The organism is Mesorhizobium sp. P2_A8 (assembly GCF_056404935.1).
Map to the genome: position 1 here is coordinate 730,515 of NZ_JBFUDB010000001.1, position 20,659 is coordinate 751,173.

At 65.4% G+C, this 20,659-nt stretch carries 18 protein-coding genes; 9 read left to right on the top strand and 9 right to left on the bottom strand.

Annotated elements, in window-relative coordinates:
- Nucleotides 1-25 precede the first annotated feature (25 nt).
- Nucleotides 26-1,042, bottom strand: a complete 1,017-nt coding sequence (locus AC1D10_RS03595) for an NAD(P)H-dependent glycerol-3-phosphate dehydrogenase (protein ID WP_477268933.1) — start codon at nucleotides 1,040-1,042, stop codon at nucleotides 26-28.
- Nucleotides 1,039-2,124, bottom strand: a complete 1,086-nt coding sequence (gene tsaD, locus AC1D10_RS03600; RefSeq protein ID WP_477269832.1) for a tRNA (adenosine(37)-N6)-threonylcarbamoyltransferase complex transferase subunit TsaD — start codon at nucleotides 2,122-2,124, stop codon at nucleotides 1,039-1,041. The genes AC1D10_RS03595 and tsaD overlap by 4 nt, the downstream gene beginning before the upstream one ends.
- A gap of 101 nt (nucleotides 2,125-2,225) precedes the next feature.
- Between tsaD and hemC the strand changes: the two genes are divergently transcribed.
- The 6 genes from hemC to AC1D10_RS03630 all read left to right on the top strand — a co-directional run bounded on the left by hemC (nucleotide 2,226) and on the right by AC1D10_RS03630 (nucleotide 8,346).
- Entirely contained in the window at nucleotides 2,226-3,185 is a 960-nt protein-coding gene (gene hemC / locus AC1D10_RS03605) for a hydroxymethylbilane synthase (RefSeq protein ID WP_477268934.1), read from the top strand.
- A 1-nt stretch (nucleotide 3,186) separates the two neighbouring features.
- Entirely contained in the window at nucleotides 3,187-3,903 is a 717-nt protein-coding gene (locus AC1D10_RS03610) for a uroporphyrinogen-III synthase (protein WP_477268935.1), read from the top strand.
- Nucleotides 3,904-4,013: 110 nt separating this feature from the next.
- Complete coding sequence (locus AC1D10_RS03615; protein WP_477268936.1) at nucleotides 4,014-5,486, top strand: COG4223 family protein; 1,473 nt, start codon at nucleotides 4,014-4,016, stop codon at nucleotides 5,484-5,486.
- A 10-nt stretch (nucleotides 5,487-5,496) separates the two neighbouring features.
- Complete coding sequence (locus AC1D10_RS03620) at nucleotides 5,497-7,095, top strand: heme biosynthesis HemY N-terminal domain-containing protein (protein WP_477268937.1); 1,599 nt, start codon at nucleotides 5,497-5,499, stop codon at nucleotides 7,093-7,095.
- 36 nt (nucleotides 7,096-7,131) lie between these two features.
- A complete protein-coding gene (locus AC1D10_RS03625; protein ID WP_477268938.1) occupies nucleotides 7,132-7,611 on the top strand; it encodes a tellurite resistance TerB family protein in 480 nt (159 codons plus the stop codon).
- Between the two features lie 18 nt (nucleotides 7,612-7,629).
- Nucleotides 7,630-8,346, top strand: coding sequence for a glutamine amidotransferase (locus AC1D10_RS03630; RefSeq protein WP_477268939.1), 717 nt, complete (start codon nucleotides 7,630-7,632; stop codon nucleotides 8,344-8,346).
- Between the two features lie 64 nt (nucleotides 8,347-8,410).
- Here AC1D10_RS03630 and AC1D10_RS03635 read toward each other — a convergent pair whose 3' ends face one another.
- The 7 genes from AC1D10_RS03635 to AC1D10_RS03665 all read right to left on the bottom strand — a co-directional run bounded on the left by AC1D10_RS03635 (nucleotide 8,411) and on the right by AC1D10_RS03665 (nucleotide 17,419).
- A complete protein-coding gene (locus tag AC1D10_RS03635) occupies nucleotides 8,411-9,649 on the bottom strand; it encodes an MFS transporter (RefSeq protein ID WP_477268940.1) in 1,239 nt (412 codons plus the stop codon).
- A 267-nt stretch (nucleotides 9,650-9,916) separates the two neighbouring features.
- Entirely contained in the window at nucleotides 9,917-11,017 is a 1,101-nt protein-coding gene (locus AC1D10_RS03640; RefSeq protein WP_477268941.1) for an aminotransferase class I/II-fold pyridoxal phosphate-dependent enzyme, read from the bottom strand.
- 126 nt (nucleotides 11,018-11,143) lie between these two features.
- Nucleotides 11,144-11,602, bottom strand: coding sequence for a Ros/MucR family transcriptional regulator (locus AC1D10_RS03645; RefSeq protein ID WP_477268942.1), 459 nt, complete (start codon nucleotides 11,600-11,602; stop codon nucleotides 11,144-11,146).
- Between the two features lie 215 nt (nucleotides 11,603-11,817).
- Nucleotides 11,818-12,522 carry an ROK family protein gene (locus AC1D10_RS03650; RefSeq protein ID WP_477268943.1) on the bottom strand — a complete coding sequence of 235 codons (705 nt, stop codon included), beginning with the start codon at nucleotides 12,520-12,522 and terminating at the stop codon, nucleotides 11,818-11,820.
- Between the two features lie 14 nt (nucleotides 12,523-12,536).
- Nucleotides 12,537-13,913, bottom strand: coding sequence for a glucose-6-phosphate dehydrogenase (zwf, locus tag AC1D10_RS03655; RefSeq protein ID WP_477268944.1), 1,377 nt, complete (start codon nucleotides 13,911-13,913; stop codon nucleotides 12,537-12,539).
- A gap of 22 nt (nucleotides 13,914-13,935) precedes the next feature.
- Nucleotides 13,936-14,952: a phosphogluconate dehydrogenase (NAD(+)-dependent, decarboxylating) gene (gnd, locus tag AC1D10_RS03660; protein ID WP_477268945.1), complete on the bottom strand. Its 1,017-nt coding sequence runs from the start codon at nucleotides 14,950-14,952 to the stop codon at nucleotides 13,936-13,938.
- A gap of 49 nt (nucleotides 14,953-15,001) precedes the next feature.
- A complete protein-coding gene (locus AC1D10_RS03665) occupies nucleotides 15,002-17,419 on the bottom strand; it encodes a glucan 1,4-alpha-glucosidase (protein WP_477268946.1) in 2,418 nt (805 codons plus the stop codon).
- Between the two features lie 152 nt (nucleotides 17,420-17,571).
- Here AC1D10_RS03665 and AC1D10_RS03670 point away from each other — a divergent pair, with 152 nt between their 5' ends.
- The 3 genes from AC1D10_RS03670 (at nucleotide 17,572) to AC1D10_RS03680 (ending at nucleotide 20,653) form a co-directional block, all read left to right on the top strand.
- On the top strand, nucleotides 17,572-18,858 hold the full coding sequence (locus tag AC1D10_RS03670; RefSeq protein ID WP_477268947.1) for a sensor histidine kinase: 1,287 nt from the start codon (nucleotides 17,572-17,574) through the stop codon (nucleotides 18,856-18,858).
- A complete protein-coding gene (locus tag AC1D10_RS03675; protein ID WP_477268948.1) occupies nucleotides 18,858-19,592 on the top strand; it encodes a response regulator in 735 nt (244 codons plus the stop codon). The genes AC1D10_RS03670 and AC1D10_RS03675 overlap by 1 nt, the downstream gene beginning before the upstream one ends.
- 170 nt (nucleotides 19,593-19,762) lie before the next feature.
- Entirely contained in the window at nucleotides 19,763-20,653 is an 891-nt protein-coding gene (locus AC1D10_RS03680) for an SMP-30/gluconolactonase/LRE family protein (RefSeq protein ID WP_477268949.1), read from the top strand.
- The last annotated feature ends 6 nt before the right edge of the window (nucleotides 20,654-20,659 follow it).

Genomic DNA, 20,659 nt, shown 5'->3' on the forward strand with positions numbered 1-20,659 from the left:
GGTCTTGGGATCACTGTCTTGGGGATCAATCGTTGGTTTCGGTCTTCAGCGGCCGGGTCATCAACGCCGTCACAGCCTGCCGGATGGTGATGCTGCCGTCCAGTATGGCTGCGACGGCGGCGATGATCGGCGCATCGATGTCGCGCTCGGTGGCGATGCGGGCGGCGATGGCGGCCGTCGGCACACCCTCGGCCAGCGGTAATCCGGCAAGCGGCTTGCCTTGCCCGAGCGCCAGCCCATAGGCGAAATTGCGCGACTGGGTCGATGAGCAGGTGAGCAGCAGGTCACCAAGGCCGGAAAGCCCCATCAGCGTTTCCGGCCGGGCGCCGAAAGCGGCGCCGATGCGCCGCAGTTCGACAAAGCCGCGCGTCACCATGGCGGCCTGGGCGCTGGCGCCGAGCCCGGCGCCGGTGACCGCGCCGGCGGCAATGGCGAAGACGTTCTTCAAGGCGCCGCCGATCTCAACGCCGATCAGGTCGTCACTCGAATAGCAGCGCAGATTCTCCGCCGAAAAGCGGGCGGCGAGGTCTGCGGCCAGGGCCTCGTCGCGGGCGGCGACCACCACCGCTGTCGGCAGGCCGCGGGCGACATCGGTGGCGAAGCTCGGACCCGACAGAGCGGCGACCGGATTTCGCGGCAGAATCTCCTCGACAATCGCCGACAGCAAGGCGCCGGTGTCGCGCTCGATGCCCTTGGCGCAGAGAACAAGCGGGACGCCGGCAGGCATGTGGACTTTGGCGACCGCCAGGGTTGCCCGCAGCGATTGCGCCGGCGTCACTGCCAGCACGCAATCGGCCCCAGCGAGGGCTGCCTTAATGTCGCTCGTCGCCTCGATGCCGGTCGCGATGGCGATGCCGGGCAGATAGCGCGGGTTCTGGCCCCGGCCGATCGCGGCGACGGTGTCCGGGTCGCGCGCGAACAGCCGCACCGAATGGCCGGCGCGCAGCATGGCCAGTGCCAGTGCCGTGCCCCAGGCGCCGCCGCCCAGCACGCTGACGCGCCAGCCGCTTTTTTCCTGGCCGCTCATGTCCCGATCAGTCATGCCTTGGCTCCGCGCCGGCCGGAGCCGACCATCGGCGTCGAGATGCTGTCCAGCGGCCAGCGCGAGCGCGGCACGAAGTCGAAGCCGTTCTCCTGCGCCATGCCTTCACGCAACCGTTCGATGCCGGCCCAGGCGATCATCGCCGCATTGTCGGTGCAAAGTTTGAGCGGCGGCGCGACAAAGGCGAAACCGGCCTCCGCGCACTGCCGCTCCAGCGTTGCCTTGATGGTGCGGTTGGCGGCGACACCGCCCGCCACCACCAGCGCCGGATTTTTGGTGCCGGGAAATGTTTCACCAAAGCGCGCCAGCGCGCGCGCGACACGGTCGGCCAGCGCATCGGCCACCGCCGCCTGGAATGAGGCGCAGATGTCGGCGACATCCTGGTCGCTCAGCGGAGCAATGGCGGTTGCGGCCTGGCGCACGGCGGTCTTGAGGCCGGAAAAGGAGAAGTCGGGCTGGGCCGAGCCCTTCATCGGACGCGGAAAGGCAAAGCGCGACGCGTCGCCGGTTTGGGCCGCATTTTCGACATTCGGTCCACCGGGATAGGGAAGGCCGAGCATCTTGGCCGTCTTGTCGAAGGCCTCGCCGAGCGCGTCGTCGATGGTGGTTGCCCAGCGCTGATAGTCGCCGACGCCGCGCACCGCGAGGATCTGTGTGTGGCCGCCGGAGACCAGGAGCAACAGATAGGGAAAATCGAGCCCGTCGGTCAGCCGGGCGGTCAAGGCATGGCCTTCGAGGTGGTTGATGGCGATCAGCGGCTTGTTCGCCGCCGCGGCGATCGCCTTGGCGGTCATCAACCCGACAATCAGGCCGCCGACCAGACCGGGGCCGGCAGTGGCGGCAATCGCATCGATATCTGCAAGTTCTGTGCCCGAATCGGCAAGGGCCGCCTCGACGATGCCGTCCAGCGCCTCGACATGGGCGCGCGCGGCGATCTCCGGCACGACGCCGCCGAATGCGGCATGTTCCTCGATCTGGCTGAGCACGATGTTTGACAGGATTCTTGGCGCGCCATCGCCGTCCAGCGCCACGACGCTGGCGGCGGTCTCGTCACAACTCGTCTCGATGCCTAGAACGCGGATCAATTCGTCGCTGTCCCAATAGATTGTATGTCAGGGCTTTCCGCTTTAGGAGGAAGCCCGGAAAAACCTCGCTGGCCGGGGGTTATCACGGACTGCATGCCATGCAAACAATCTTGAGAATCGGAACACGCGGCAGCCCCTTGGCGCTGGCCCAGGCGCATGAAACCCAGGCGCGGCTGATGGCCGCGCACAGCATGCCGGCGGAGGCGTTCGAGATCGTCGTCATCTCGACCAGCGGCGATCGCATCCAGGACCGGCCGCTGTCGGAAGCCGGCGGCAAGGGCCTGTTCACCAAGGAGATCGAGGAGGCGCTGCTGGCGGGCGGGATCGACATCGCCGTGCATTCTTCGAAGGACATGCCGACGCAACTGCCCAACGGTCTCGAACTCAGCGCGTTCCTGCCGCGCGAGGATGCGCGTGACGCCTTTGTCGGCAAGGCGGCGAAGACCATTGCCGCGCTGCCGCGCGGGGCGAAGATGGGCATTGCCGAACTGCCGCGCGGAGCGAAGGTGGGCTCGTCGTCGCTGCGGCGGCAGGCGCTGATCCGCCGGATGCGGCCGGATCTCGACTTGGTGATGTTTCGCGGCAATGTGCAGACGCGCCTGCGCAAGCTGGACGAAGGTGTCGCCGCCGGCACCATCCTCGCCTATGCCGGGCTGAAGCGGCTCGGGCTTGAGCATGTCGTCACCGACCTGATGCCGCTCGACAGCTTCCCACCGGCACCAGGACAAGGCGCGATCGGCATCGAGACCCGCATTGGCGATCGCGATGTCGAAAAGATGCTGGTTGCCATCCATGATGTGCCGACCGGCCAGGCGCTCGCCTGCGAACGCGCCTTTCTTGCGGCACTCGATGGCTCCTGCCGCACGCCGATTGCCGGCTATGCGGCGATCGTGGCCGGAATACTGTCTTTCGCCGGGCTGATCATTTCGCCTGACGGCACGCAGTCGCACACGGTCGAACTGCAGGGATCGGCACAGGATGCCGCCCGTATCGGCCATGAAGCCGCCTTGACGGTGCGCGCCAAGGCCGGTGAAAAGTTCTTCGACGGCTGGCTCTGAAATGCTTCGCGTCCTGGTGACGAGACCGGAACCGGGTGCTTCCCGTACTGCGCAGCGGCTTCAGGACATAGGGTTTCAGGCGATCCTTCTGCCATTGACCGAAACGGCGACTTTGCCGGTCGATGCCAAACTGCTTCCAGGCGATGCCATCGCCGTTGCCGTTACCAGCACCAACGCCGTGCGCCATGCTCCAAGAGGGGTCATCGCAACGCTTGCCGGTCTGCCCTGCCATGCCGTCGGCAAAAGGACGGCGGAAGCCGCGCGCGAAGCCGGTTTTTTGTCCGTCAGTGACGGTCCGGGCAATGCCGAAGCGCTTGCCGACAGTCTTGCCAGTTATTTCTCCGGGAATGCCATCGTCTATCTCTGTGGACGCGTGCGGTTTCCGGTGTTCGAACAAGAGCTCAAGACGGCAGGCGTTCAGGTCCATGCCGTCGAGACATACGACACGCTAGCGGTGGGTTATTCGGACGAAGCCATCCTCGAGCGTCTGTCCGGCCAGCCCGCGGATGTGGTGCTGCTCTATTCGGCCAAGGCCGCCGCCGCGATGCGGGCCCTATCCGGCCGGCCCGCTCTGCAAAAACTCTTTGAAAAAGCAAGGTTTTTCGCTCTTTCCGCGCGCATCGCGGCAGCCCTCGACGATGCCGCCGAGGAAAGAATCCGCGTTGCCGCACAGCCGGATGAGGAAGCGCTGTTGGCACTTTTGCAGGCGCGGCTCTGAGCCGCGTCATCACACCGCCCCTTTTCACCGCTTGGTGATGTGCTAGACCCTTTCTGAACCATCATGCGCCGCCAGGCGTTGAGACGAAGCGAATTGTGCGGAGCCCAGGCATGGTCAAGACGCCGAAGATGCGACACTCGAAAAGCCGCCGCGAGCCGGTGACCATCGATCTCGAGCCCGGCGCCATCTCGCGCGTCGTCGACGAGGATGCCGCCAAGCCAAAGGCTGGCGCCGAAGAAGCCCCAGTGGAGGGCGCCTCGCAAGCCGAGGTTCCCTCGGAGCCGGTGCATGCCGACCAGACCGATCTCGAGCCCTGGGAGCATGCCGACGCCCAGGCCGATTCGGAGCAGCCAGCAGCAACGGCAGCCAAGGATGGCACCGAAGCTGAATCCTCCTATCCCGGACCGTCCGATGCGCCGGCCAGTAAAACCAGAGCCTTCGACTACAATTTCGAGGATGCATTGGCCAAGCGCGCCCAGGCCGACGAAAGCAAGGCAAGAACCGAGACACGGGACGAAAGAGTGGCCCCAACACCTCCGGCAAAACGTGGCGGCCTGAACGGCGTCGCCGCCGGCATCATTGGCGGTGTCATCGCGCTGGTCGGCGCCGGTGGGCTGCAGTTTGCTGGCCTGCTCGGCGCGCCGGGATCCGGTTCCGGCACCTCGCTCGACGGCGTCAACAGCGAGATCGCCGCGCTGAAGAGCGAAATCACCGGCTTGAAAGAGACGGGCGGCAACTCCGACGCGTCGGCCAAGGTGGATGGGCTGTCGGCGGCGCTCGATCAGGTCAAGACGGACGTTGCGGCGCTGAAATCGGCGGTCGAATCCGGTGGAGCTGGCGACAACGCCGGGCTCGCGGCGCTTGGCGACAAGGTCAAGCAGATCGAAACGGCGGTCGCCGCCCTCGGCAAGGCTGGCGGCACGGCGCCGGTCGATCTCGGCCCGCTCAACGAAAAACTGGCTGCTCTAGACGCCCTGGTGAAGTCGGCCGGCGAGGCGACGACGGCGCAGGATGGCCGGCTCACCGCACTGGAGCAGTCGGTCTCGCAGCTTTCTGGCAAGGTCGAGGCGGCGGCAGGACAGCCGAAGATCGCTCTGGCCATCGCCGCGTCGGCGCTCAAGGCGGCGCTCGAGCGTGGCGCGCCGTTCTCTGCCGAGCTCGAAACCTTTGCCGCGATTTCGCCGGACGCGCCGCAGCTCACGACGCTGCGCGCCTATGCCGAAAAAGGCGTGCCGACCCGCACCGAGATCGCATCGCAGGCGGATACCGCCGCCAATGCCATGGTCGCCGCGGCGACGCCCGTCGATGAGAATGCCGGCTTCCTGCAGAACCTTTTGTCGAGCGCGGAATCGCTGGTCAAGGTCCGGCCGATCGGTGCCGTCGAAGGTGCCGGTGCGCCGGAAACCGTCGCGCGCATGGAGGTGGCGGTCAAACAGGGCGACTATGCCAAGGCGCTCAGCGAATATGATACGCTGCCGGAAGCGGTGAAGGCCGCCGGTGCCGACTTTGCCGGCAAACTGAAAGCACGCATTGAGGTCGAAACCCAGGTCGACGCGCTGATCTCCGGCGCGATGAAGGCATGAGGGCAACACCATGATCCGCCTGTTGGCCTTCCTCTTCGTCGTTTTCGCGCTCGGGCTGGGCTTTGCTTGGCTGGCCGACCGGCCGGGCGACATGGTCGTCACGTTCAACGGCTACCAGTACCAAGTCAGCCTGATGGTGGCGGCGGTGGCCGTGGTTGCCGTCGTCGCCGCGGTGATGATCCTGTGGTGGCTGGTCAAGTCGCTGTGGAACAGCCCCTACACCATCTCGCGCTATTTCCGCGTGCGCCGCCGCGACCGTGGCTATCAGGCGCTGTCGACCGGCATGATCGCGGCGGGCGCCGGCGACGGCGCGCTGGCCCGCAAGAAGACCAAGGAAGCGGCCAAGCTGATCCGCTCCGACCAGGAGCCGCTGATCCATCTGCTCGAGGCGCAGGCGTCGCTGCTCGAAGGCGATCATGAAGGCGCGCGGCAGAAATTCGAGAGCATGCTCGACGATCCCGAAATGCGGCTGCTCGGCCTGCGCGGGCTTTATCTGGAAGCCGAACGGCTCGGCGACCGCAACGCCGCCCGGCACTATGCCGGGCGCGCGGCCGTGATGGCGCCGCAACTGGCCTGGGCGGCCGAATCGACGCTGGAAGAATTGACCGCGCGCGGCGACTGGGACGGCGCGCTGAAACTGGTCGACGCGCAGAAGTCGACACGGCAGATCGAGCGCGACGCCGCCAACCGCCGCCGCGCCGTGCTGTTGACGGCCAAGGCACAGGCACTTGGCGATAGCGATCCCGCTGCCGCCAGAACCGCGGCGATCGAGGCCAATCGGCTGCAGCCGGACTTCGCGCCCGCCGCCGTCGCTGCCGCGGCAGCGCTGTTCAAGCAGAACGATGTGCGCAAGGGCTCAAAAATCCTCGAGGCGGCGTGGAAGGCCGAGCCGCATCCGGAGATCGCCGAACTCTACACCCATGCACGGCCGGGTGACGCCGTGCTCGACCGCCTCAACCGGGCGAAGAAGCTGCAGGAGATGAAGAAGAACCACGCCGAGTCGTCGATGACGGTGGCGCGTGCGGCGCTCGACGCGCTCGATTTTTCGACCGCGCGCCGTGAGGCCGAGGCCGCGATCCGGATGGACCGCCGTGAGGGCGCCTATCTGCTGCTGGCCGACATCGAGGAGGCCGAGACCGGCGACCAGGGCAAGGTGCGGCAGCTGCTGTCGAGGGCGGTGCGGGCGCCGCGCGATCCGGCCTGGGTCGCCGATGGCGTCGTTTCCGAGCGCTGGGCGCCGGTGTCACCGATCACCGGCCGGCTCGACGCCTTCGAATGGCGCGCACCGATGGAGCGGCTTGGCCAGCTGATCGACAGCCATGACGATGCCCCGGCCGTCGCCGTGCCGGTCATCGAAGCGCTGGCAAAGCCGGCGAGCGAGAGGCCCCTCGAAGTGATCGATGACACTGGCCAAGGCGCGCCCGCGGGCAAGGACGCCGAGCGCCACGAGGATGATGTCCGACCGGTAACGGCGGCGGCCTTCGCCGCGGTGCCGACTGACGCGGAAGCCGTCGAGCCGGCCGAGGAGCATGCGCGGCTGCCGGACGACCCCGGCGTCGATCCGGACGAGGAAGCGGAAAAATCGCCGCGCCGGTTCCGGCTGTTTTGATTTGGGCCGGCCGTCTGGCCGTTGGGGAATGGATCTATGTTTGAACGCGTTCTGTCGTTTCTCAGGGATTTGCCGGCCGCCGCCGGCGCGCATACCAGCACCGATGATCCGCGCATAGCGGCTTCGGCGCTCCTCTATCACGTCATGAATGCCGATGGGGTGCGCCAGGATGTCGAGTGGGAGCGGTTCAAGGCGGTGCTGGCCGAGAGCTACTCGATCAGCGGCGCCGAACTCGAAGCGCTCGTCGCCGCCGGCGAGCGGGCCGACAATGAAGCGATCGATCTCTATGCCTTCACCAGCGTCTTGAAGCGCCACCTCGACGCCGACGCACGCAAGGCCTTCATCGGCCTGATGTGGGAGATCGTCTATGCCGATGGAGAGCTGCACGAACTGGAGGACAACACAGTCTGGCGCGTCGCCGAACTGATCGGCGTCGAACGCCGCGATCGCGTCGAGGCGCGCCGCAAGGCGGCGGCGCACGCGCCCAATGCCACCGGAACATCGAGCGACGAATAGACGGGATTTCGCCTGCCCATGCCGCGCCAAACGAGTTCGAAGCCAAAGATCCTGATCGTGCTGCATCAGGAGAATTCGAGCCCCGGACGCGTCGGCCACATGCTCATGGAAGAGGGCTTCGAGCTCGACATCCGCCGGCCGCCGCTTGGCGATACCTTGCCGGAAACGCTGGACGGCCACGCCGGCACGGTGGTGTTCGGTGGGCCGATGAGCGCCAATGATGAGGACGAGTTCGTCCGCCGCGAGACCAGCTGGCTGGAAATACCGCTGAGGGAGAACCGGCCGTTCCTCGGCATCTGCCTTGGCGCGCAGATGCTGGTCAACCATCTTGGCGGCAAGGTCGAGGGTCACGGCGAAGGGCTGGTCGAGATTGGCTGGTATCCGCTGAAGGCGACCGAAGCCGGCAAGAAACTGATGCACTGGCCGGAGATGGTCTATCAGTTCCATCGCGAGGGCTTTTCGCTGCCCAGGGATGCGACGCTGCTGGCGACGGCCGAGACCTACCCCAACCAGGCCTTCCGCTATGGCGACAATGCCTGGGGCATCCAGTTCCACGGCGAGCTGACCAGGGTGATGATGCAGCGCTGGGTGGTGCGCGGCGCGCATCGCTTCGAATTGCCGGGCGCGCAGCCCGGCCGCGATCATCTCGGCGGCCGGCTGATCTGGGATATGCATCTCAAGCGCTGGCTGGACGAGTTCCTGCGGATGATTTTCGGCAAGCCGGCAGTGCGATAGGGGTCAGAGCCGGGCATCGTTTCACGGAAACGCGAAACCGCTTCACACTTTTCCTGGAACTGCTTCAATTTCGCCCGTTGAGGTGGCGCACCTTGCGCAGTTGCGGGAACAGCACCATCCACAGGCCGGCGACGGCGATGGCGCCGATGCCGCCGACCACGACGGCCGGGACCGTGCCGATCAGTGCCGCCATCGTGCCGGCGCGGAATTCGCCGACTTCGTTGGAGGCGCCGACGAAGACCTGGTTGACGGCATTGACGCGGCCACGCACATGATCGGGCGTCCACAGCTGGATCAAGGTCTCCCTGATGTAGACGCTGAACATGTCGGTGGCGCCGAGGAAGGCGAGTGCGACGATCGACAGCCAGGTGATGGTCGACAGGCCGAACAGCACGGTGAAGGCGCCGAACGCCGCGACGAAGCCGAGCATGATCATGCCCGCATGGTTACGGATCGGATGGCCGGCCAGCCAGATGGCGACGCAGATGGCGCCGACGCCCGGCGCCGAGCGCAGCAGGCCGAGTCCCCAGGGGCCGAGCTGGAGGATGTCGCGTGCGTAGATCGGCAGCAGCGCCGAGGCGCCCGACAAAAGCACCGCGAACAGATCGAGCGAGATGGCGCCCAGCACGATCTTCTCGCCCCAGATATAGCTGAACCCACCGAACAGGTTCTGCAGCGTCGGCTTTTCGGTCTCTGTGCGTTGCGAAGGCTTCGGGATGGTGAAGATCAGCAGCCCGGAGGCCAGCATCAGCACCGCGGCGGTGCCATAGGCCACTTCCGCCGACACGCCATAGAGCAGGCCGCCGGCGACCGGGCCGACGATGGTCGCGGTCTGCCAGGCCGACGAATTCCAGGCTATGGCGTTGGCGAAATCCTCCGGCGGCACCAGATTGGCGAACAGCGAGGCCGAGGCCGGGCCGAAGAAGGCGCGGGCGACACCGAACATGGCGAGCACGGCGAAGATCGGCAGCGGTCCGCTGATGCCGTGCAGTGTCAGAAATAGCAGCGCCAGTGCGCACAACGCCTCCACCACCACCGCCAGCGCCATGATCAAGCGGCGGCCGAAGCGGTCGGCGACGACGCCGGTGACCAGCACCAGCAACAGCGACGGCAGGAACTGGACGATGCCGACCAGGCCGAGATCGAGGGGATCGCGGGTCAGGTCGTACATCTGCCAGCCGACCGCGACGGACACGATCATGGTGGCGAATGTGGTGAGGAAACGCGCCGCCCAATAGCTCAGGAAGGAGCGGTGGCGGAACGCGGCATAGCGCTGGTCCGGCGACGTTTGGGCGGGAGTCATGGATCGAGGCCCCGTTGCGATGGTATTGGAGCGACGTGCGTCCAATTGGACGCACAAAGTACGCTCCAACACTGATTGGTTGTCGCATCGTGCTTTTCCAAAAATCGGAACCGATTTTCGGGCCGATGCGATAGCCGGCGGGGCACTTCCCGGATGGGCGCTGTTCCGGCCAAGGGAACTTCTAACAAACTTCCCAGCGCGATGTGCGCGAAAATCGGTGCTGGATCAAGGAATTTTCAGCCTGTTTCATCGGCCGCACCGGGAAAGTCACTCCCGCAGCGCAGCTGAGATGGCGTCGAGGCCGCCGCTTAACTCAACTTCCGTCGGCCAGCCAAATCCGACGCGGAAGAAGCGCTTCTCCATTTCGAACCAGTGGCCGGGTCCGACATAGGTGCCATGGTTTTCCAGCAGGTTCACATAGAACCGGTCGAGGTCGAAGCCGGGATCGACATTCAGGCGCGGGAAGCCGACGACGCCGCCTTCAGGTCGCACCCAGTCGACCAGCGGCTCGCGGTCGATCCAAGCCTGGACGATGTCGCGGCGCCTGGCCATTTCCGGCAGCAGCGTCGCCAGGAACGCATCCCGGCGCTGCAGCATGCCACGCGCAATACCCTCGTCGATGACGCTGCCGCAGATGCCGATCTGCTCCTTGGCGGCGAGGAATTTTTCCTGAAGGTCAGCATCCCTTGTGATCAGCCAGCCGATGCGGATGCCGGGAATGCCGAAGGCCTTGGACAGCGACGAGACGCTGATTGCCTTCGGGCTCAGGGACGCAGCCGCCGGCAGGCGCTTGCCATAGGAGAGGTCGCGATAGGTCTCGTCGACCAGCAAATGGCAGTTGCTGCTTTCGGCAAGCGCCACCAGCGCGTCGAGTTCGGCTCGGTCCATCATCGTGCCGGTCGGGTTGTGCGGACAAGTGACGCTGATCAGCCTGGTGTTCGGCTGGATCGCCGCGGCGACTTTGCCGACATCGATGGCGAAGCCTTTCTCGAAGGCCAGGTCGACAAAGCTGATGGCACAGCCGATCGCCCTTGGGGTTTCGATGTTGGTGGCGTAGTTGGGCCTGATGACCACCAGATGATCGCTCGCCGACAAAAGCGAAGTCGAGATGATGAACAGGGCGCCGGCGGCACCGGCCGTGACCAGCACATCGTCAGGCGAAACGCCGGTGTCCTGCATTGCGATCAGCGCGCGCAGCGCCTTGTCGCCGCGATGCTCGCCATAGAAAAGCGTGAGATCGGGCAGCGACAGGTCGATGTCGGAGAGTTTCTGGTCGGCGATCGAGCTTTCGGAGAGATTGTAGAGGATCCGGTCGTAGCCGTATTCTTCCGGCGCCTCTTTCTCGATCACCATCCTTGTGTAGTTCATGGCTTCCCCCCAAAGAATCCGTCCGATTCATCCAAGCCACAAAAACATGAAGCCTGCCAAGGCGGATTCGCCGGCAGGCTCCAATCAATCCATTGGCTCAGCCTATTGGCTCAGCGCGGAATTCCCTCAGGCCGGAGCCTTGGCCTTCCTGCCCTTGACGACCGGCTTCGGGGCGGCCTTGCGGCCGAGGCCGATCGACTTCGCCAGCAGCGAACGCGAGGCTGCATAATTGGGGGCGACCATCGGATAGTCCGAAGGCAAGCCCCATTTGGCGCGATAGGCATCCGGCGTCAGGCCGAAATGCACGCCGAGGTGACGCTTCAGCGATTTGAACTTCTTGCCGTCTTCGAGGCAGATGATGAAGTCCGGTGTCACCGATTTCTTGGGGTTGACCGCCGGGACCAGCGGCGGCGCCACCGGGACCACCGGCTGGCCGAGCCCGCTTATCGAAGCACTGACGCTGGCGATGAGATCGGCCAGACCGGAAACGGGCAAGCGGTTCTTCTCGACATAAGCGGACACGATGTGAGCGGTCAGCTCGAGCAGGTCGATGTCTTTACGGGCGCTGTTGCTATCGTCGGTCAATCTATCTCTCCGTCTAGAGCGAATGACCCGAAAATCGGATTCGATTCCCGGAAAAGGTCATGCGCAAAATCAAAATGCTACGGCGTCCTTTGTGCATCCACGGGACGGGCGGCGTTATTGTGGCGCGAAATTCCTAGTCGGCAAATCTGCGCAGCGCAATGACTTGATGCCGCGGCACACGTTATTTTGAACAACTATATTAAACAATAACAATATCAGACTATCAGCGCCTTGTCGCGCCACAGACGAAATCCGCCTTCGAAGGCGCGTGTGTTGTCGCCGCGCCGGCTGTCGACGGGCAATTCATCGAGCTTGTCGACATTGCCGCCGCCAATGACGACATAGTCAGGCTGCATGGCGGCGCGGAGCCGATCGACGACGTCGAAGACATATTTGCGCCATTTCTTCTTGCCGCGTTTTTCCAGGCCGCGTTCGCCGACATAGTCCTCGAAGCTCTTGCCGTTCTTGTAGGGAAGGTGGGCTAGTTCCATTGGCTGGGCGACGTTGTCGACGATCATTGCCGCGCCTAGGCCGGTTCCCAGCCCGACGAACAGCATGCGACCGCCCTCATAGCTGCCGATGGCCTGCATCAGCGCATCATTGACCACCTTCACCGGCTTGCCGAACTGCGCGGCGAAATCGTAGCCGGCCCAACCCTTGCCGAGATTGGCAGGGTCGATGAGCGGCCTGTTGTGGTTGACCGGGCCGGGGTAGCCCATGGAGACGACGTCGTAGGACAGGCCCTCGGCAAGCTTCTTGACGGCGTCGATCATCTGCTGCGGCGTCAGGCCAGGTCCGGAGTCGGCGCGGCGCTCCGCGCCGCCGGCACTGCTGAGGATCTTGACATGCGAGCCGCCGATATCGATCGAAAGCACGATCTTCTCGGGGCTCGATGCTGGTTGTTTCACCGCCTTGGCCATCGCGTCACCTCCACTCACTTTACCGGATCGATCCAGCCGTTGGGCGGCCCGAACCCGGCCATCACGTCTGCCGGACCCCATGTGAGCGGCTCATATAGGTGGGGAGGCGTGGTGTCGCCGAGCACCGGGCCGACGATGCGCCAGGCCAGTTCGCTGGCGTCCTGGCGGGTGAACAGCTGGCCGTTGCCGTTCATGGCATCGCCGATCAGCCGCTCATAGGGCGGCATGTCGCTCTTGCTGTCGTCGAGCGCCGTCAGCTCGACCTGTTCGCCGATCATGTCGTCGCCCGGCGCCTTGCGCTGGGCGCCGACGGCGATCACCACCTGCGGATCGATGCGGAAGCGGACGTAGTTCTGGTCGGCGGGCTTGATTGGGTCGAAGACGTCGAGTGGCGGCCGCTTCAGTCGCACCACCACCTCGGTGACATGCACGGGCATGTTCTTGCCGGCACGGATGAAGAACGGCACATCCTGCCAACGCCAGGTGTCGACGAAGAAACGCACCGCCGCAAAGGTCTCGACCGGTGAGTTCGGCGCCACGCCGGGTTCCGCGAGATAACCGGTGAACTGGCCGCGCACGACATCGTCTTTCGTCAAGGTGCGGATCGCCCGCAGCACCTGCACCTTCTCGTCGATCAGGTCGTCGGCCGAACGGCCGACAGGCGGCTCCATGGCAAGCAGCAACAGGATGTTGAGCAGGTGGTTCTCGATGACGTCCCTGATGCAGCCGACATCGTCATAGAAGCGGCCACGCCCCTCGACGCCGAAATCCTCGGCCATGGTGATCTGCACGCTCTCGACGAAGTTGCGGTTCCAGATCGGCTCGAGGAAGGAATTGGCGAAGCGGAAATAGAGCAGGTTCTGGATCGCTTCCTTGCCGAGATAGTGATCGATGCGGAAGATCGACTGTTCGTCGAACACAAGATGCAGCACCCGGTTCAGCCAGCGCGCCGATTGCAGATCGTGGCCGAAGGGCTTTTCCACCATCAGCCGTGCGCCGTGCGCCGTGCCCGATTGCTCAAGCCCCTGGACGACGGTCTCGAACATCGTCGGTGGCACCGCCATGTAGTGCAACGGCCGCTGAGCCGTGCCGAGCGCGGTTTTCAGTTTCTCGAACGTCGCCGGATCGCGGTAGTCGCCACTGACGTAGCGCAGCAGGGACGCGAACTTGGCGAACACCTTTTCGTCGATCTTGCCGAGCGCACTGACGATGCCGTCGCGGGCACGCGCCTGCAATTGCTTGAGGTCCCAGGCATCGAACGCGACGCCGATCACCGGTTCGGTGAGCGTCCCCTTGGCGACCATCTGGTAAAGCGCTGGAAATATCTTCTTGTGGGCGAGGTCGCCGGTGGCCCCGAAGAGCACCAGCGTGTCCGAGCGTTCCTGGCTCATCAAACTGTCTCCCTTGCCGCCGTCACGAGCCGGCCTTCGGCTTCTCGACATGGCCGCCGAAGGCATAGCGCATGGCGGACAGAAGCTTGTCGGCGAATTCGGATTCGCCTTGCGAGGAGAAGCGGTCGAACAAGGCCGAGGACAGCACCGGTGCCGGCACGCCGGTGTCGATCGCGGCCTTCAGCGTCCAGCGGCCTTCGCCGGAATCCGAGACGCGGCCACCGAAACTCGCCAGCGAGGCGTCGGACTTGAGCGCGCCGGCAGTCAGGTCGAGCAGCCAGGAGCCGATGACGCTGCCATGCCGCCAGACCTCGGCGACATTGGCGAGGTCGATGTCGAATTGGTAGTATTCGGGGTTCTGCAACGGGCTGGTCTCGGCATCGGCGGCGCGCTTGACCTTGCCGGCATTGCCGGCCTTGAGGATGTTCATGCCCTCGGCATAGGCCGCCATGACGCCGTATTCGATGCCGTTGTGGATCATCTTGACGAAATGGCCAGCACCGCTCGGGCCGCAATGCAGATAGCCGTACGGTGCCGTGCCCGCGGCCCTGTCGGGAGCAGGCGCGCCGGCATCGGCGCCGGGCGCCAGCGTGGCGAAGATAGAATCGAGATGCTGGACGGCTTCGTCGGGCCCGCCAATCATCAGGCAGTAGCCGCGATCGAGACCCCATACGCCGCCGCTGGTGCCGACATCGATATAGCTGAGGCCCTTGTCCTTGAGCTTGGCCGCCCGGTCGACATCGTCATGGTAGTAGGAATTGCCGCCGTCGATGATGATGTCGCCGGGTTCCATCAGGGCTGCCACCTGGTCGACGATCTTGCCGGTGATCGCCGCCGGCAGCATCAGCCACACACAGCGCGGCTTGGCCAGCTTGCTGACGAATTCCGCCAGGGATGCGGTTCCGGACGCACCGTCGGTAACGAGTGCGGCGACGCTGGCGGGGTTGATGTCGTAGACGACGCATTGGTGGCCGTCGCGCATCAGGCGCCGGACCATGTTGGCGCCCATCCGGCCCAGTCCCATCATTCCGATCTGCATGGTTTCTTCCCTGTTTCCTAGAGATTTGCTGGGTTTGTCGAGGAAGGATCTACTGACTATCCTGCTCGCCTGATATGACGGAGAAGTCGACATTCTCCCAATCGCCGGTCCCGGACCAGAAAAAAGTGAAGATCAGCGTGCTTCCGCAGGGGAGGCTGGCCGTGGGCAGATCGGCGAGATGGATGCCGAAAGCGTTCTCCTCTGTCTGGCTGTCGACGATGGTCGCCCAGTTGTCGGCGCTCCAGCGGATCGTCGCCGGGGCCAGCAGTTCGACACGCAGCGTCTTGCCGGGCGGCAGCGTGCGGATCTTGTTGTTGAACCGCCACGTCCTGAACGGCGATACCGTCTTGTCCTCGATGTAGCGCTTGACGCCTTGCGGCGGCATGTCGAAGACCGCGCCGTCACGCAGCGAGCGCAACAGCTTGATATGCTCCGAATGAGCCCAGACCAGCGGCATGGCGCTGCCCGAGGGGCCGCCATGCAGCAGTTCATGCTCGGCCAGGTCGGCGCCGTCCCAGACCTGCTCGGGCAGCAGGCCGCCCGGTCCGGCCGAGCCTTCGAGCGCCGCCAGCAGGCTGGCCGCCTTGTCCTTGCGTCCCGCCGCCAGCTCGTAATGGGCGCGTTCGCCGGCCAGCAGCGGCCAGGGCCGGCCCTGGCCGGTGCCGTCGAAGGGCGCGCCATCCACGTGCTCGCCATAGCCATCGCCATTGTAGCGATACCAGAGCGGCCCTTGCGGCAGGTCGCAGCGCAATTGCGCATCGATGACCTTGACCGTGTCTACGAAGCGCGGATCGTCCGCGGCCCTCAGGCCGAAGCGGACGAGCGCCAGCGCGTCCGGGCTGACGATTGCCTCGGCGGGCCGGTCGGCGTCGCCGGGCGGCCGGTTCTTGATCGGCACATAGCCGTCCTTCGGCGAACCGGCCTCAGCACTGTCGGGCGCCGCGATGCGGACGTAGTAGCCCTCGACGCCGTTTCCCGCACAGAGTGCCGTGCCGGTGACATAGGTCCAGCGCTCGACCTGGTCGTTCCAGACATCAGCGGTCTCGCGCAAATAGGTCGCTGCGTCCTGCCTGCCGCAGGCGTCGAGCAGGTCTGCCGCGGCAAGCAGGGCCGCGATCTCGACGGCCAGCGTGAACGGGCTGTAGCCGGCATCTTCCTCCCAGCGGTCCTCGCCGGTGACGGGTCCATTGCGCACGACATAGCTGGCGGCGCGCTCGATCATCGGCTGGAAGGCGGATAGCCTGGCGCGCGGCAGGTGGCCTGCGCGGTGCAACGCGTCGGCCAGCAGCAGCGGGAAAGCGCATTCGTCCATCTGGATGCCGGGCCAATAGGCTGACCCGTTGAGCCAGGCGTTCTGCGGCCAGTGGCCATCGGGCTGCTGAATGGAGCGGAGATAGTCGAGGATTTGCAGAGCTGACGCAGCATCGCCGGCGGCGAGAAAACCACCGGCCGTCTCGACCAGATCGCGCGGCCAGACCAGATGGTAGCCGCCGAGGTCGTCGTCGCCCTTGTTGAAGCCCCACGGGATCGACAGGCTGGCGACCGCAGCGCCAGGTATGGCGATCGACCGGTGCGTCGCCAGGACCGCGGTCGAGACGCGATAGGAGTTGATCCCGGATGCGCCATGCCGGTCCAGCGGCAGCAGGCCCTTTTGCCACTTGCGCCATGTCTCGACGTAGGATTTCGCCGCGGGTTCAAAACCCCGCTTCAGGCTGGCGAAGGCATTTTCGGCCGCCTCGTCGGGCGTCGCGCCAAAGCCCAGCGCAAGCAGAGCCTTTGTCTTGGCGGCGGAGAAGCCGATCTCGCCGGTCAGCGCGACATTGCCGTCCTCGGCCCGTTGGCAGGCTGGGTCGAGCCCGCCGGTGTTGTGGAGTTGCTGCCAACCGTCGGAGACGCCGACATATCCGGCCGAGCAACTTCGCCAGGGCAGTGACGAGGCCAGCGCCAGGCAGGTGCCCCGTCCCGCGGCGAACAGAACAGGCCTTCCCTTGTGGTCGCCAACCCAGGCCGTGTTGCCCATGCCGGCATTGACCAGATGCGGCGCCAGCAAGGCGTAGACGCGGTAGTCGCTGGCGGCGCCCTTGAGCGCCGTGAAAGTGATCTCCTGCAGCAGCGTGGGCCGGGCCGGGTCGGCGAGGATGCGTTTCTCGATCCGATAGGCGCCGTCGGCGGCCGTGTTGACCAGCCTGTAGGCGGGTACGCCCTCCTCGAACGGTTCAATGGCGTGCACGGCGTCGCGCTTCTCTTCGGAGAAATAGCCGTCGTGGCCGGTGACGATCAGGCCGAGGTCGCGCGTGCAGGCACTGTCCAGGCGCGGATAGTAGATCTCGTTGAGGATGCCATGGCTGATCGTGAACCAGATCTGGCCGGTTGGCGAAAAGGACGTTCCGACGCCGCTCTTGGCGCTTGACGTCCAGCGAGCCGGAATTCCCGGGGCGCCCGGAGCAACGGTTGGCGTCACTGGCATTCTGTTGCGGTCTCCTGGCCCCTTCCCTAGACCAGGACGCGAACCCTTTTCAATCATTGCACCGCAAGTTGATCGGACCCGTCAATGGAGCTGTCGTTGACAGCGGCGCCGGCCTGCGTCCACTATTCCCGGCACGGGAGGATCGCGAAGCCATGCCGGAGGTGTCCCTGGTCCTGATCGACCGGTTGCTGGCGATTTCGGCGGCGCTTGCCGGCCATATCGATCCGGGCACGGCGTTCCGCGCGACAGCCATCGAGATCGGCACGCTGATTCCGCACGATCACATGGATCTGGCGGTACTGTCGCATGACGGGCGCAGGCATGCCTGTTATGAAGCCGGCTTCCACACCAGCTGGAGCGAGCTTGCCCAGCATCCGCTGCCGACCGAAGTCAGCCCGATCCGCTCGGTGCTGTGGGGCGAGGTGCCTTATCTGCTTGCCGATGATGCGCTGGGTGACCAGCGCTTCCATTTCGCCACGGCCATCGACGGACCGATCTTCGCCGCCAGGCTGCGCAGCCGCATCGTCGTGCCGCTCAGGGCGCGCGGCGGCATCATCGGCGCCCTCAACATCAGCCGGCACGAGGTCGGCTGCTACACGCTTGCCGATGTCGCGGTCGCCCAGCAATGCGCCGATCTGATCGCGCCCTATATCTTCGCGCTGATCCAGACCGAGGAGGCGCGCCGCGCAATGCTGGCCGAGAGCGAGGCGCGCAACCGCGTCGAACTGTTGCGGGTCGGCGCCTCGCAGCTGACCGAAGGCATGGAACGCGAACGCCGGCGTATGGCGATGGACTTGCACGACCAGACGCTTGCCGACCTCGCCCGCATCGCGCGCCAGCTTTCGGCCTTGCGCGGCCAGGGCGTGGCGCGGGCGGCGCAGCTTGCCGATCTCGAGCAGGAGGTCGCCGGCTGCCTGACGGAACTGCGCCACATCGTCGACGACATGCGGCCGAGCGTGCTCGAACTGTTCGGCCTGCGCGACGCGGTCGAGGCGCATCTCAATCGCAGCGTCGCCAGATCCAAGCCGCCGATCGCCGTGCGCATTGCCGACACCAGCGACGGCAGCGCCGACAGCCTGTCGGAGCCTGTCCGCACCGCGCTCTACCGGATCGTCCAGGAAGCGATCAACAATGCGGTTCGCCACGCCGCGCCACGCCGCATCGATGTGCTGCTGGCGTCGACCGCGAGCGTGCTGCGGGTGATCGTCACCGATGACGGCCAGGGTTGCGGCACCGTCGATCCGGCCGCCCATGGCGGCATTGGCCATATGCATACGCGGGCCGCGCTGATCGGAGCGCGGCTGCGCATCGGGCAAGCCGGCCGCAAGAGCGGCGGCACCCGTGTCGTCGTCGAGATTGACCGCCAGCCGTCCCGGGATTTGCCGGATACGGCGGCTGCAACGGGACCGGGTCAGCTCGCCGTGTCGGAGGCCATGTAATGCTTGTGATGATCGCCGAGAATGACGGCCTGCACCGCACATTCGCGCGCCGCACTGTCGAGCAATTGTGGCCCGGCGACGTCGAGGTGATCGAGGCGAGCGACGGCGAGGATGCCATCAATCTGGCGGCCGAGCGCGAGCCGCCGCATGTCGTGCTCGACCTGCAGATGCCGAAGGCGACCGGGATCGAGGTTGCCAGGGCGATCTGGAACCGCCGCGCCGGCACCCACATCCTGTTCTGGTCCAATTTCGCCGATGAGGCCTATGTGCGCGGCGTGGCACGCATCGTGCCGCCGGGCTCGGTCTATGGCTATGTGCTCAAATCGGCGACGGAGGAGGGTATGCGCTCGGCTCTGCGCGGCGTTTTCCGCGAAGGCCATTGCATCATCGACCGCGAGATCCGCGGCATCCAGCACCGCGTCCAGGACAAGTTCGAGGGCATCACCGACGGTGAATATGAAAGCCTGATCGACATCGCGCTCGGCCTGACCGACCGGGCCATTGCAGCACGCCGCGGCCTGTCGATCCGCGGTGCGCAGAGCCGCATCAAGCATGTCTATGACAAGCTCGGCATCGTGCCGGCGGAGGACGGCGCCGGTGATGCTTCCGTGTTCAACTCGCGGACGCGGGCGATCTATCTCGCCATGGCGCGCGGCCTGATCAACATCGACGCGCTGCGCCGCGAGCAGGACCGGCTCGACGCCTGGCTGGCACAGGTGTCGCCCAATCCCTGATCCCGTCTGGCGGACTGTGCAAATGCACAGTCGGCCGTGCGCTTTGACCCGTATCGCCGCGCCCGCGCCGCAACTACGCTCGACCCATAAAAAGACCATATCGGGGAAGCGCTCATGCCATTCGTCACATTGCGGATTCGCACGGCTGTTCGCGTCGCCGGGAGCCAGTGATGTCGGTGTCGGCGCGCGCCCGCCATTCCGGCTTCGACGACGTCGTCGGCGATGGGACCATCGAAACGCTGGCGAGCGGCTTCGGCTTCCTCGAAGGACCGGTGTGGCATCCTTACGAGAAATGGCTGGTCTTTTCCGACATTCCGGAAAGCCGCATGTATCGCCGCAGTACCGCCGGCGAGATCGAGCTGTTCCGCGAGCAGAGCCACAAGGCCAATGGCAACACGCTGGACCGGCAGGGGCGGCTTGTCACCTGCGAGCACGCGACAAGCCGGGTGACCCGGGCCGAGCCCAATGGCAGCGTAACCGTGCTCGCCACGCACCACCAGGACAAGCAACTCAACAGCCCGAACGACATCGTCGTTGCCACCGGCGGATCGATCTACTTCACCGATCCGGGCTATGGCAGGGTGGAGTTCTATGGCGTGCCGCGCCCACAGGAACTGTCGTTCCAGGGCGTCTACCGCATCGATGGCGACGGCGCTCGACTGACATTGCTGGCTGACGATTTCGCCCAGCCGAACGGGCTTTGCTTTTCGCTGGACGAGTCGCGGCTGTTCATCAACGACACCGAGCGAGGCCATATCAGGGTGTTCGGCGTCGAGGCGGATGGTGATTTGAACGGCGGTGCGGTGTGGGCCGCGACCGAGGGCGAGGGGCCGGGAGCGCCCGACGGCATGAAGATCGACAGCCGCGGCAATGTCTATTGCACCGGCCCCGGCGGCATCCACGTGTTCGACGCGTCAGGTGCCATTCTGGGCGTCATCCGGACGCCGGAAGACTGCGCGAATTTTACCTTCGGAGACGACGATCTGAGGAGCCTCTACATCGCCGCGTCGACGTCGCTGTACCGGCTGCGGGTGCGCGTGCCGGGATTGAGACTGTTTTGAGACTGG